At 34.1% G+C, this 14,434-nt stretch carries 12 protein-coding genes and 1 pseudogene; 11 read left to right on the top strand and 2 right to left on the bottom strand.

Translation table 11 applies throughout. The features are described from left to right. Nucleotides 1-1,566: 1,566 nt before the first annotated feature. Nucleotides 1,567-2,025: a GNAT family N-acetyltransferase gene (locus tag V7150_RS22200; RefSeq protein ID WP_335522567.1), complete on the bottom strand. Its 459-nt coding sequence runs from the start codon at nt 2,023-2,025 to the stop codon at nt 1,567-1,569. Between the two features lie 543 nt (nt 2,026-2,568). Between V7150_RS22200 and V7150_RS22195 the strand changes: the two genes are divergently transcribed. From V7150_RS22195 to V7150_RS22165, 7 genes are all read left to right on the top strand, one after another. Then, on the top strand, nt 2,569-3,441 hold the full coding sequence (locus tag V7150_RS22195) for a carbohydrate ABC transporter permease (protein WP_335522565.1): 873 nt from the start codon (nt 2,569-2,571) through the stop codon (nt 3,439-3,441). Between the two features lie 18 nt (nt 3,442-3,459). Then, the gene (locus tag V7150_RS22190) at nt 3,460-4,356 is read left to right on the top strand and encodes a carbohydrate ABC transporter permease (protein WP_335522563.1); all 897 of its coding nucleotides are present in this window, start codon (nt 3,460-3,462) and stop codon (nt 4,354-4,356) included. Nucleotides 4,357-4,438: 82 nt separating this feature from the next. Next, nucleotides 4,439-5,119 (top strand): response regulator transcription factor, encoded by a 681-nt coding sequence (locus V7150_RS22185; RefSeq protein ID WP_335522561.1) that lies wholly within the window; start codon nt 4,439-4,441, stop codon nt 5,117-5,119. Then, nucleotides 5,116-6,930 (top strand): sensor histidine kinase, encoded by a 1,815-nt coding sequence (locus V7150_RS22180; RefSeq protein ID WP_335522559.1) that lies wholly within the window; start codon nt 5,116-5,118, stop codon nt 6,928-6,930. Before V7150_RS22185 ends, V7150_RS22180 begins: the two co-directional genes overlap by 4 nt. A 183-nt stretch (nt 6,931-7,113) precedes the next feature. Beyond that, entirely contained in the window at nt 7,114-8,508 is a 1,395-nt protein-coding gene (locus V7150_RS22175; protein WP_335522558.1) for an ABC transporter substrate-binding protein, read from the top strand. 355 nt (nt 8,509-8,863) lie between these two features. Beyond that, a complete protein-coding gene (locus V7150_RS22170; protein ID WP_335522556.1) occupies nt 8,864-9,580 on the top strand; it encodes an N-acetylmuramoyl-L-alanine amidase family protein in 717 nt (238 codons plus the stop codon). Between the two features lie 779 nt (nt 9,581-10,359). Continuing rightward, nucleotides 10,360-10,599 (top strand): hypothetical protein, encoded by a 240-nt coding sequence (locus V7150_RS22165; RefSeq protein WP_335522554.1) that lies wholly within the window; start codon nt 10,360-10,362, stop codon nt 10,597-10,599. 374 nt (nt 10,600-10,973) lie between these two features. Here V7150_RS22165 and V7150_RS22160 read toward each other — a convergent pair whose 3' ends face one another. Beyond that, the gene (locus V7150_RS22160) at nt 10,974-11,633 is read right to left on the bottom strand and encodes a CatB-related O-acetyltransferase (protein ID WP_335522553.1); all 660 of its coding nucleotides are present in this window, start codon (nt 11,631-11,633) and stop codon (nt 10,974-10,976) included. Nucleotides 11,634-12,113: 480 nt separating this feature from the next. On the opposite strand from V7150_RS22160, the gene V7150_RS22155 reads away from it, so the two are divergent. The 4 genes and pseudogenes from V7150_RS22155 to V7150_RS22140 all read left to right on the top strand — a co-directional run. After that, entirely contained in the window at nt 12,114-12,638 is a 525-nt protein-coding gene (locus V7150_RS22155; RefSeq protein ID WP_061463107.1) for a TetR/AcrR family transcriptional regulator, read from the top strand. Nucleotides 12,639-12,728: 90 nt separating this feature from the next. Further along, on the top strand, nt 12,729-13,151 hold the full coding sequence (locus V7150_RS22150) for a DUF3995 domain-containing protein (RefSeq protein WP_335522549.1): 423 nt from the start codon (nt 12,729-12,731) through the stop codon (nt 13,149-13,151). A gap of 589 nt (nt 13,152-13,740) precedes the next feature. Then, nucleotides 13,741-14,157 carry a hypothetical protein gene (locus V7150_RS22145; protein WP_335522547.1) on the top strand — a complete coding sequence of 139 codons (417 nt, stop codon included), beginning with the start codon at nt 13,741-13,743 and terminating at the stop codon, nt 14,155-14,157. Nucleotides 14,158-14,258: 101 nt separating this feature from the next. Continuing rightward, nucleotides 14,259-14,434 (top strand): annotated as a pseudogene (locus V7150_RS22140) (RCC1 domain-containing protein); the annotation flags it as partial.

The following is a 14,434-nucleotide window of genomic DNA, read 5'->3' as shown; positions in this document are numbered from 1 at the left end:
CTAAAGGTAACTTTAGTCTTTAAGCGTAGACAGTTAGGTGGAGCAGCCGTCAAGGCTGAGAATCTTATGGAGTGAAAGTCTCCTGTCATCAATTGACCGATTCGGATGACTAGCATATCCAATGCGTAGGGAGGTAACAAACTACGTTCTGCTTGGAAGTAAAAGTCACGGCGGCCTATTCTACACAGAGAGAATAAGGTCGGAACAGTCTGTGTGGCGAGCAAACACAGAGGCCAGAAGGATTAACGAATACTGCAATCCCGAAATCTACGCACCTCAAAGAAACTGTTCGAGGGATGTTTTGCTTAGCGTCGACCTTTGTCTAACGGGGGAAGACCGATGTCTTACAGGAAGAAACGGTCAAAAGCACTGTAGGAGCAGCCGGGGTACGGGTTCTGGCATCTGTGGAAAGATTTTCAGAGATAACGACGGGAAGGTCCTACTTCAAATTTGGGAAGGTACTAACCAATGAGGACCTACCATATATGAGGCTGATAGAAAATGGTAGGATGATTTAGGACTGGCGCATGAGGTCGTAGTAGCGATGAGGGAAGGGTAATGCCTTCTTAAGTGTAAGGAAATTGTACTTCCATCAAGGTAACTCCTGTGATGGAGCGAAGGACCTCTGGGCACTTGGACAGTCAGAACTTCAAAGACACTGAGCTTTGTTTACTTGTTCATAGACTAGCATACTAGTAAACCAATAGTTGATGGGGGAATATGTGTACCAACATTTAATCCTGCGGTTATTTGAGAAGGCGAGTATGTGATGAAGTCCAAGGTCAGAACCGGACTCGGGAAATCCGACCGTCCGGGATCGTAGGGGGGCTATAGGAAACGTGATTCAATCGAATGCGCGCGCCTATTTTCTACCCGACGGCGGGCCGAAAGCCAAATGGTTGAAGGGATTGAGCTCCATAATGTTAGTAAATCGAGAGGGCTGATGCTTTACCTGCAGCAGAAAGCTACATTTTATCCTTCGTTTAAGGCAAGATGGATAAAACCTCTCTGGAGTCAGAGACCTTGGCACGTCACACATTGATATGATACGGCAACTCGGGAGACCCTACCGGTCTTTTCTTGTTAGAAGAGTATGGTGTACAAGCGATAAAAAGTAAGGAAACCAAATGCCAGTGTAGGGAGTCGGATAGCAGCGTAGTACCAATGAAGTTGGGTAATGCCGATGGAGGAAAGGCTAGCTACCAGTTATCACCCTTGCTAGGGACACATTTACTACACACAGAGGTAGGAATAATAAATGGAGACAAAACTAGTAAGGATAGCAGAATTAGCAAAATCTGATCCTAAGAGATTAGCAAGGTTTTGTGAATGGTAACTAGGAGGAGCCGTGTGCGTTAATAGCGCAAGCACGGTTCTGTGAGGGGGAGGAACACAATCTACCGTAAGGTAGAGAGGTTCCTTTCTACTCGACTAGTTAACAAAGAAGAATTGTAATAGATGAAATTTATGGTAAATTAAAAATACAGAAATGATAGCAAAGGAGGAATTATAATGTCTTCCGAGGATCTTTGATTAGAGAGAAAAAGGATAAGTTCATGAGAGAACTTACCCCAGCTCTTTTGTCATAAAAACGCTGTTCAGGTCTTCGATGTAGTCTGCAAAGGGCTTACAATATTCAAAGCCGAAATTCGCATACAGTTTTCTTGCCGGGTCAAAGGCAGCCATCGCCCCCGTCTCCAAACTGACCCGTTTATAGCCTCGCTTCATGGCTTCCCCAAGAATGTGCTGGAGCATTCGTCTGGCGACACCCTTCCTTAGATATGAGGATGAAGTCCTCATTGATTTAATCTCACCATGAGAGCTATCAAGTTCTTTTAGCGCTCCCATTCCAGTCAATTCACTGCCTTCCCAAGCACTCCAAAAGGTGATGTCTGGTTGTCTTAGCTTTTCTAAATTTAAAGCATGGATGCTTTCCAGTGGAGAATTCAAGGTCATGCCATGAAGGTGCTCTCTTATCAATTCAGCCACTTCGGTTCCAGTTAAATCATCTTTTTTAATCATCATAAAAAAACCTCCCATTTTAAATCTTAAGTGTAACCCCACTGCCCTTTCAACAATCATGTAAGAAAATCTTACAATAAAAAATACAACCCAAAGGATCGCATTTTTCGTAAATGACAACTGCCTTTCGTTCAATGCCATCAACCCTGACGGAGACATGTTTATCGTCATAACCTTGTTGCCTTTTACAATTCTCGAAAGCAACGCTGCATCCTAAAGCAAAATGACAGACGTAAACCGAATAAGAAAATTTGTGAAACAATGTAGTTAAACAAACGGGGTGCGATACTTCAACAATGGTATCGCTTTGTTGTGCTAACGGGCAGCATTCCTGTAATGAAGAAAAAGAAAAAAGAAATTCAAAATAAAGTTTAAAAAGCTAACAAATCCGTTAGCTTTTTATTTTTGTTTTTATAATAATCACTTTTCCTCTTAATCTTTATTTAATCTTTATCTCATCTTTATTTCATTAGGCTATACTTCTTTCGAACAGAATTATTAATCAATCAATTAATTAAATACTCAAATATAGAAAGAAGTGAGTACATGAAAATACGTAAACAATTAAATAATGATGGTAAGGTTGCAGCATTTTTCTTATTACCAAGTTTGATAGGTTTTTCCCTTTTCTATCTAATCCCTTTTGTAATGGGTACTATCTATTCATTTAAAGATGGGGCGGTTGGTGGTTCATTTGTTGGTCTTTTTAATTATAAAGAGTTGTTAGCTAGTGCTTCTTTTTTAAAGGCAGCCACAAACACATTTTGGTTTACAGCAATCAATGTTCCACTAGTAATCGGCATTTCTTTAATATTGGCACTTTGCTTGCATCAAACCGTCATGTTTAAAAATGCAATTATTAGTTCATTTATTTTGCCAATTGTTGTACCAGTTGCTTCGATTGTTATGCTATGGCAGATATTATTCGATTGGAACGGAACAATTAATTTATGGATGGTGAAGATGGGTTTTTCACAAATTGATTGGATGAAATCGGATTGGTCGATCGTCGTTGTATCTCTAGTTTATTTATGGAAAAACATTGGTTACAACATGATCATATTCTTAGCAGGTCTCCAAAATATACCCAAAGATTATTATGAAATAGCTGAAATGGAAGGCGCAGGTCGTTTCTTTAAATTTAGACAGATCACTCTGGTTTACTTAACACCAACAATGTTTTTTGTACTCTTAATGAGCATTATTAACTCCTTCAAAGTATTCCGTGAAACCTATCTAATCGCAGGAGATTATCCATATGATAGAATTTATATGATTCAGCACTATATGAACAATATGTTTGCTTCATTAAATGTTCAAAAACTGACCGCTGCTGCGTCATTAATGGTCTTATGTATTTTAATCTTAGTGTTTATTTTCTTCGCAATCGAACGTCGCTATCGAAAATTTATGAGCTAGGAACGAGGGGTGAATAAGATGAAAAGAAATACGTTAATTCGCAAAGGGATTTTAACCTTTTCCTTATTGCTTATGGCGGCAATCATGGTTTTTCCAGTCGTTTTTACATTATCAAATTCTTTTATGACAGAGAATGAAATTAGCCGTCACTATCCTTCAGAAAGTGAGAGTCAACAAGATAATGCGCATAAAAATTCCTTCATCCATTTGAAGTTGATTCCTGACCAGTTCTCGTTTGAACAATATAAAGCATTCTTTGTTAAGAAACAATCTTTCATTGACAAGGAACAATCAAATATGAAATTTTATGGAAATTCTGCCCTAATGGTGATCCCAATCATACTTGGTCAACTGATTGTGGCATCCCTTGCAGCATATGTCTATGGAAAACTAAAGTTCAAAGGAAGAGATACGCTATTTTTGGTATATATGGTTACTATGTTGATGCCATTTCAAGTAACACTTGTACCTAATTATCTTATTGCAGACAAATTGGGGCTCTTAAATAGCTTTGGAGCGATCATCTTTCCAGGGGTATTTGGTGCGTTTGGTGTGTTTATACTCAGACAATTCGTCATGACGATTCCTTATTCATATATCGAGGCTGCAAAAATAGATGGGGCAGGTCATTTTACGATTTTTATGAAGATCATCTTGCCACTGATTCGCCCAGGACTTGCAGGACTAGTCGTATTATTATTCGCTGATTATTGGAACATGGTTGAACAACCACTTATTTTTCTAGATGATCCATCAAAATTCCCGTTGTCACTTTATTTATCGCAAATCATACAAGATACAAGAGGCATTGGTTTCGCTGCATCTATTCTCTATATGGCACCAATGTTATTGATTTTCGGATTTGCAAAAAAATATTTAATCAAAGGAATTCAGTTATCAGGTGCTAAGGATTAATGGTTACATTACTAATTAATAAAGTTCCATGTTTGATAAAATAGTAGTATGGGAGAGCATAGAAAGCGAGCGTGGATAGATCATGCAATACAAAATCTTAATCGTGGAAGATGAAACGATTTTACGTGAAATTGCGGAAGATTATTTAGTAAATGAAGGTCATGAAGTAATTGAAGCGATTGATGGTGAACAAGCATTGGAATTATTTCAAGAACAAGATTTTCATCTCATTATTCTTGATATTATGTTACCGAAGGTTGATGGGTGGGCAGTTTGTAGAAGAATTCGAAAGACTTCAAATGTTCCTATCATCATGTTAACAGCACGGGTTGATGAAGATGATACACTGCTTGGGTTTGAGTTAGGCGCCGATGACTATGTTACAAAACCTTATAGTCCACCAATTTTGCTTGCCAGAGTTAAACGATTACTTGAAAGTCGATATAAAATAAATGAGCCTTCAAACGAAACATTAACCAAAAATGGTATTTCAGTCGATTTTTCTTCTCGGACAGTCAAAGTAGATGGAAACAATATCAATTTAACCCATACTGAATTTGAAATATTAACTTATTTAATGCAAAACCATGGGATTGTGATTACAAGAGAACAACTCGTGCAAAAGGTATGGGGCTATGACTACAATGGTGATGAACGGACAATCAATACACATATGCGGAATTTACGTACGAAATTAGGTAGTAAATCAAAAGTGATTATAACGATTATTCGAACAGGTTATAAGTTTGAGGAAACCGTATGAAATTCGGGATTGTCTTAAAACTGTTTTTATTAACAACAACTTTGTGTTTGTTAATCACTGGATCCATTTATATAGGTCAAACAATCTTTTTTAAACAATACTATGCAAATCGAAAAGTTAATGAACTGAAATCAAGTATCAAATCGTTTGAGAAACAATACCTAAAAAGTAATGGTGATGTTCAAACAATCCAGCAATTAGAACAAGACTTTTATCGTGCTCAGAATACATGGATTACAACGCTTGATCACAATGGAAATATGAAAACTGCAAATGATTTTTATGTAGAAATTAAGATAGGAACCATTAAAAATACAAATGAAATAATAAAGATTCCTTTGTATCATTTATTAAAAGAAGACGACCTTTTACAAGATACTCCACCTATTTCAAAAGGTGATATAGTGGATGTTAAAACGATTGATAAAAATAATATATCAATCCCTTTTTATCTTTATGTGGTTCAGCGTGATTCATACTGGATCAATCAATCCATGTGGAAAAATATTGATAACTCCTTTCAAGTTGATAATGAGCCATACGTTATAAAAGAAAAATTGGACTTATCCACAAAATATAATGAGGGAATCCATCAATTAAAAGGAACAGTACAAAATGTACGCATTCCTGATCGTAATGACGTTTCAAGCATCATATACAGTAATAGCTTATTTATGGATCGTATTAATGAATTCCAAACGAATTTATTCATGGATAAACAAAACCAATACGAAACGTTTAAAACGCTTGATTATGAACAAAATGGAATCAAATATAAATTGTTTATCGATCCGATTAAAGATGAAAATGGTGAAACAAATTATATTTTTTCAATGGCTTCTTTACAACCAGTAGATGAAGCTGTGCGGATGGTAAAAGATTATTTTGTCTATATGATTGCGTTTGTTTTACTTCTTACAATTTTGGCGTCCATTTACTATTCAATAAAAATCGCAAAACCATTATTAAGAATAAACGATACAACTAGAAAAATAGCACACTTAGATTTTTCAGAACGAATTGAATATCATTCCAAAGATGAGATTGGTGATTTATCACAGAATATTAATTTGCTTTCAAATACGCTACATTCACATATTACTCAACTACAACAAGATATTGAGAAAGAAAAACAATTAGAAAACACTAGGAAAGAATTCATCTCAGGTGTTTCGCATGAACTAAAGACACCTTTAAGTATTATGAAAAGCTGTATTTCGATACTGAAAGACGGTGTTGCTAGTCATAAGAAGGACTACTATTTTGAAGCGATGGAAAAAGAAGTCGACAAGATGGATCTATTAATTGTCGATATGCTTGAACTAGCAAAATACCAGTCTGGAACGTATAAAATGAAAATGGAACCTTTTTTTATTGATAAAATAATTGATCATGTTTGTAATCAATTATCTTTAGAAATTGAGAAAAAGGAACTAACGGTTCATAAAGATTTAGCAACAATTGAAGTATTCGCTAATCAACATCGAATTGAACAAGTCATCACGAACTATATAACAAATGCGATCCGTTATACCCCTGTTCATAAAAATATTTATATTTCAACGACAATAGAAGATGATCAAGTGGAAGTGTGTGTGGAAAATAAAGGAACACACATTCCAAATGACCAATTAGATAAAGTCTGGGAACGTTTCTATCGTGGTGATACGTCTCGTCAACGATCAGAAGGTAGTACTGGGTTAGGTCTTGCCATATCAAAAAATATATTGGAACTACATGGTGCGCAGTATGGTGTCGTGAATACTTCTGATGGCGTACTGTTTTACTTTACCTTAAATAAAAATAGTTAAAAAAACTGCTCATTAGTTTCTTTCTGATTAATCGCCCTTTTGACGAGGGCGATTTTTTTTGTTATAGCTAGCGTTCCCGAAAATTTTATCAATCTTTTAATAATCTTTATTTCATCTTCATCTAATCTTTATTTGAGGTGGGTATCTTACATTCAATGACAAAGAGAAATGGGAGATGAAGTAATGAAAAAAATATTGCCTTTAATGATGAGTTTAATCGTAATGTTTAGTCTGTCCGCATGCAGTAGTGGAAACACACAAACCAAGGAAAGCAAAAACACCGAACAAAATCATTCAAAAAATAGTACTAATGATAATGGTAAAAAACAGAATAGAGAAGATCTAACGTTAAAGGTAAGTAAAGACGAGAAAAAAACGATAGTCATCTCAGTAATGGGAAATACACCATTCTTTGAAATGGCAAAAAAAGAATACGAAAAAAAGCATCCCAACATTACGATTCAGATAAAAGGATTTACGACAAAAAATATGTTGTCACCAGTTTTATTGGAGAAATATCTTAAAACGACATCGACAGAAGTTTTATCTGGAAAAGGTGCTGATTTATTTGTTTTGAATGAAAGCAGTTTACCTGTGGATCGATTTGTTGATAAAAAAGCTTTTGTCAACTTAAATGACTATATTAATATCGATACTTCATTTGATAAAAATCAATATTATATGAATATCATTCAAAATTCCAAAATGAATGGTGGACTTTATGTATTACCTACTCGTTTTTTCTTGAATGCTTTATTTGTGGATCAAGATGCGATTTCGAAAACTGGTGTCAAAATAGATGATAAACATAATTGGACATGGAGCCAGTTTGTTGAAGTTAGTAAGCAGTTAAAACAAAAAGGAACACTTGAATTCGCAATGCAAGATACACCCGACACAATCTTAAATACCTTAGTATTTGAGGATAAAAATTTTAGTCAGCTTGTGAATATAGGAAAAAATGAAGCATATTTTAACTCGAAATTTTTCACCGACTTATTAATGCAAGTGAAGGAATTGTATGACGAAAATGTATTAACGGAACAGTATTCAGAGGATGGTACTTATTTCAGAAGTTCTCAAATCTATTCTCCAAAGGATTACTTTTTACGCTCAGCAGTTTTTTATAAGAATGCAACAATTTATCAAATGCCACATTCTTCTGACAAAGAATCAGGTGTTTCGTTTGTAGGTTACGATCGATATGCGATGAATGCGAACTCGAATGTGAAAATGGAAGCATGGGATTACTTAAAGTTTTTAATGTCTTATGATATGCAACTACAATCACAAACGAGTATGTTTCCAATTAATAAAGCTGCCAATGAAAAGGAATTTGCCGAATTGAAAAATGGAACAAAACTTGATAATCCAAAAGGTGGTCAGGTAACGATTTCAGAAGAAGCTCTTCAACCACTTAAGCAAATGATTACTGAAGCAAATACGCAAGTGAGATCGAATGACAAGATTAAAGCGATTATCTCAGAAGAATCGAAAAGCTATTTTAGTGGTCAAAAATCTGCGGAAAGTGTTGCTGATATTATACAGAACAGAGTAATGACCTACTTAAACGAGTAGAAGGATAAGAAATTTCTTGGAGACCATTTTTAAAATGGTCTCTTTTTCATATCCAAATTAATTATCTTTTAGTTTTTATGAATAGTAACAGACAGAATTTTAGTCTTTTTTATCAATTTTTATCAATCTTGATTGATTATTCATCTCATCTTTATCTCTTTTTAAGAGCTAATGGATATGCGTTTAAGGTATATAACCCAAATGAGCACTTTTCATTAAATTTTTGGAATGAACAACGTCTTTAAAATTGATAAATCTTCATTTCATCTTTATATAATTTTGATTTTGTCTTCATTCACAACTATTAGACTATTAAATATCAGCAAGATAAATATAAAGCTTAGGGGGAAATTTCATGAATCGAAAGAAAGATAAGTGGAAAAGAATTTTTTTATTATTGATAATATCAATTTTAATGATAGTTTTAATCATGAACCTTCAAGAGAATGAACTAATAATAAATAAAGAACATTCAGCCCAACCATCAACTGTAAATAGAAATAAAGTAAATACAACTTCTGAAAAGATATTAACTGGTAAAACAATTGTAATTGATGCAGGTCATGGTGGAATAGATATAGGTGCAAGTGGAAAAAATGGAACAAATGAAAAAGATGTAACATTAACAATGGCTAAAAATATACAAAATGAGTTAGAGAAACGTACTGACGCTAATGTTATATTAACGAGAAATGATGATGTAAATATATCACTTGCAGATCGTGTAAAAGTTGCAGATGAACAGAAAGCAGACTTATTTGTTAGTATCCATTTTGATGCATTTTTTACGATTGATGTTGAGGGGATTACAACGTATTATAAGAAAAAATCGGACGAGCCTTTAGCAGCATTAATTCAAGATCATATTTTTAAAAACGGGTTGGATGCAAGAGATCGTGGTGTAAGTTTAGGGGACTACTATGTATTAAGAGAAAACTCAAGTCCAGCAATCTTACTTGAACTTGGATACATTTCAAATTCATCTGATGAAGCACGAATGACTTCAGAAGAATTTCAATCAAACACAACAAATTCAATAGTTGATGGGATGATTGACTATTTAAATAGTTAAAATAGTATAAAGTTAATGGAATAGAAACTGGATAGTGGACAATGATTTTATGTCTATCTTACACAACACAAGTAAATGAAGTACGGATAACCAAAAAGCCGATTTCCTATTAGGAACATCGGTTTTTCTATATAAACAATATATTGTGAAGGATTGCACTTAAACTAAAGGGTGCTTTAGTTGAACAGAGTGGGGACTGTTGCAGCCCTTTTTCTTATGCCACTAAAAGGGCAGTTTGGTGGCAGAATAAAGATGATAATCCATCTCTTTTTTATGTCGTACTTGACCCAATTTACAAAGAAAAAAGTGGCACAGAGCCACTTTTTAGAAGGGAATAGAAAGTTAATACATGCTATGTCCAATTTATAGATTAGTGTAGTTAAAAGAGTACAATACCGAGGATATTTTAATTCCCCTTAAACCAATATTTTGTAAAACAATCGTCCATAAAGAACAGTTGTTAAAGAGAGCACAACAACTACTACAACCACAACAACAACACACATTTTGTTTCAAAGGTAGCAAATGGTGTATGGGGGTGTTATTTATATATGATAAAACAATCATTAGTGTTATACGAAAATAATTTTGAAATGTTATGGATTAACAAACAAATACTTGTAATTTAAGTGAGAAGTTATAAAGAGTATTCTATTTTATAATGGATTTGAAGAAGTATACCTTTACCCATTTTTAAAAAGTTTGTCCAAATGTCTATTTCCGAGGGCTGCCTTCCATCATATTAATATAATATCTTTTTAAAAAAGGGGGTGATTTCTATGGGTCTTCTAACAAACTGTACTACTTGTACTCCTCCTGCTGGTTCAACACCAATTCTTACTGTCAGCGTACCTGGTGGACTTGCTATTAACCTATTGGGCATTCATGTCGAAGCTTGCCCAATCTGTGTTACCGTATTTACAGATGGCTCTAGTCCACTTACATCTGATCAAACAGCTGCCGTAAACGGACTACTCGAAGCTATTCGTAGTTTGATTCCTAACGTTCCAAGTGTGTAAAGGGAATGGACAACCTACCATCTATTTGCATGAAAGCCTTGGGGTTTTTCCCCATGGCTTTTTTATGGACATGTTTCTAAATAACGCTTAATGCGTATTTGACACAAAAGACGAAAAAATGAAGCGTTGGTCAAACGCTTCAGTAGTGTGGAGGTCAAAGCTTATGAATAAAACCATTATTCAATTTTTATTTTATGAAAAATTTTAGTATCGGATTGGACTAATGTTGAATTGCTTAATGAAATTGTTTTTAACAAGACTTAATACGCAATACGTATTAAGTATGAACTAAAAGAGAGGGGACTTTTATAGAACAATTATGCGGTGTATGCAAAAAACTACATCCTATATAGAATGTAGCTTTTCTAACTGGATTATCTTTTCTTTACTTCAATGTTATAAAAATCATATAACTGATCAATGGATGAAGTGGACAAAAGAGGAATCGCTCTCTCAACCAATTCTCTATCCCAATCAAACCAACGCATTTCCATTAGCTTATTAATTTCTGAATCTGTGAACCGTTTCTTTATTTCTTTTGCAGGATTACCACCAACTATTGTATATGGTGGAACGTTTTTAGAGACCACAGAACCTGCTGCAACGATTGCACCTTCACCAATCGAAACGCCAGGCATTATTATAGCATTCATACCAATCCAGGCATCGCTTTTAATGACTGTATCACCCTTTGGTTCAAATGATTGTCCTATTTGCTCAACAAATGGATAAACTGTAATCCATTCTGAATGGTGGTTATGATTACCCCCCATTAAAATGACAACTCCACTTGCAATACAAACATAATTTCCAATAATGAGTTTATCTAGATGCCAACCAAACTGTTCAATTGGATTGAAGAGTTCTTGGGATTTAGCATCACCCCATAAATACCTTACACAGCCATCTTCAAAATTTTGATTACCATAATACCCTGAATAATAGGAATACTCCCCTACTTCAATGAGTGGATTTGTCACTATATCTTTTAAATACTTTGTTTCAGACCAATGATTAAATAATGAATGATTCATAACTATATACCTCGCTTCTAAGTATTGTAGATTCTACGACTTACTTAGAAGCTTAATACACAGCGACATTTTTAAACTTTTTCAAACGACGAATCATTATCTTCAGCCTTTCTTATAAAGTAAAAAAATCATAACTTAAAAAATTTCTATAGTCAAATTGTGAAATTATGTACTTAAACTAATGGGTGCGTTAGTTGCGTAAGGAACACAAAAATGATCAATCTTTTTTATAAGAATAATCCAATTAATTAGTATAAAGGTATGTTTTGATCAATCTTTTTTCAAAACATGCCCTTTCTATTTATTCATTTATCAAGGTTTCTTGTATTAATTTGATCAAACTTTGTTTCAAAGCTACAATTACGATCAACAACAACATTAAAGTTCATAAAAATAATTAGAATGAATAATTGACAAAAAATGAGAATGGTAGTAATCTAACGTAAAACATACGCTACCGTATTTTATTGGAGAGATGACATGCAATTAACGAGGGAAGATTGGATAAAAGCAGGATTACAACAATTAGCTGATGAAGGAATACATAAAGTTCGCATTGAAGCACTTGCTCGATTGCTAAAAATAAGCAAAGGGAGCTTCTATCACTATTTTCGTGACCATCAAGAGCTTTTAGATTCTATGCTCGACTATTGGGAAATACATGCAACAAAACTGATTGTTCAAAGTATGGAGCAACAGGATGCCTCATTAGAACAGCTATTACAGATTAGTTTTAATCGAGATAAAAAAATGGAGATTGGCATTTATACTTGGGCTAAATATGATCCTGTTGTGGCAGCACGTTTAGTAGATATGGAAGAACAAAGAATTTCTTGTGTTGCAAAATTGTATCAAAAAATCGGTATAGACGAAAATGAATCAATTGATCGAGCGAGACTTGCCTATTTAACGTATGTAGGTTGGATGACAAGGTTTGAAGCAAATCCTAATTTTGATATTGATAAAATGGTTGAGCTTTTAATAAACGATAATAAATGTCCCTAATATGGTTATAAAACCTGAAGGGACAAAATTTTCACTATAACATACGGTGGTGTATGTTTTGTTTGAAGTTACGACATTGGGGGCGAATAAATGAAATTACTATTAATATTAGTAGCTGTAGGGCTTCTTTGGTTTATCAGTTTTTTGCATATTTATTGGGCTTTTGGAGGTCGATGGGGTTCTGCCGCTGTTCTCCCAGTAAAAGAGGGAGAGCATAAACCTGCTTTTACTCCGAGATTATGGGGAACATTATTCGTAGCCATTCTTATTCTAATGGCTAGTCTCATTATTGTTGTTCAAGGAGGTTATTTGCAGGGGTACCAAGCAAATAGTTTTTTTGAAATCGGAAGTATTGTTTGTGCTTTAGTTTTCATTATTAGGGCAATTGGTGATTTTAAGTTTGTTGGATTTTTTAAAAAAATTAAACATTCTCAGTTTGCTAGATACGATACTTGGTTCTATAGTCCATTATGTTTATTCTTTTGCTTTGTCTATATCATTCTATTGTTTTAATATGAGTTATAGTTGTCGAGAATAAACTCTGATACTTTGAAAGTGATTGAACTTTTTTATAAAGACCAAAATTAAATATACTGAATAAGAATCTATTTTGATCGATCTTTTTTCAAAATAGATTCTTTTTATTTATCGTAAAATTTGGGTTTTCGAGATATATTTGATTAACCTTTATTTAAAAGCTACAATTACGGAATAGCAAAATTTTACAATATGAAAGTTGGAAGATTTGGTAGATATTCGTGATAATTTTACAGGGCAATGGGTAGAAGGAAAAAACAACACTTATAGGGGTATCGTCAGGGTAGAGTCAGGAAAATGCGCATTTACAACGCATTTTGATAGAAGTCTTATTAGACATTATAAAGCCTAATTTAGAGGTACTTTGAATGTTTCTCAATAGTTTCTACTCTATTGAGATTGTGAAGGTTTCTACTTAAACTGGGTGCAAGAGTTAAAGATCCAGCTGCCAATTTTGGCGGCTTTCTTCCTGAGCTACCGGGCAGGTGCAAAAAGGATTCTTTGTACGAAGCCTAGAATACATATAAAAAGACGGGTGCTTGAGTAATAAAAGAAGGTGAAAAAAATGGATAGGAATGAACAAAAAGATGTATTTAATATTTTTCACGATGGAACGATAAATGATTTATATAGAACATCAAATTCTTTAATGCTTAAAATCGAGATTGAATATTTAGCTGAAATGATAAATGAAAACTTTAATTGTTTTTATTGTGAACTAGTCAATTGTGAAAAGTTTTCTTTTAGGTTTTGGAGTGACAATAATAAATGTACGGATTTAGAGGAAATAAAGAACTATGAATTAGAGATAATTGATGCGAAATTATCAGGTGAGGAACTAATCGTTAGCTGCCGAAATGAAGAAATTATCGGTGGTAATCTCCATATTAAAACTCAAAGGATTAAACTTTTTAACCAAGTAAAATCAGCAATTCCTTTAAATGAACTTTCTGAAATTTACCGTAGCTATTGGGACAAATAATACATTTGTGAAGAATTACACTTAAAGTAACGGGGCAGGTTAGTATAACAAGCAAAAGTGATACAATAATAAAATAGGTCTTGTTTTCAAGGAGGCAATACATGAATTACATTTCACCGAAAGAAGCGGCGTTAAAGGTGAAACGGTGGCCTAAAGATACCATAGCGGCGGGTCGTCGTCATACCGTTGGTCTTAAATCTGACGGAACGGTTACGGCGGTAGGTGATAATAAATATGGCCAATGTAATGTAAGCGGTTGGCTCGATATTGTGGCGGT

Origin of the sequence: Neobacillus drentensis (genome assembly GCF_036965245.1) — a bacterium.
GTDB lineage: Bacteria > Bacillota > Bacilli > Bacillales > Cytobacillaceae > Neobacillus > Neobacillus drentensis_G.
Note: the sequence above shows the minus strand (reverse complement) of the source record. Positions and strands in the feature narration are given on the sequence as shown.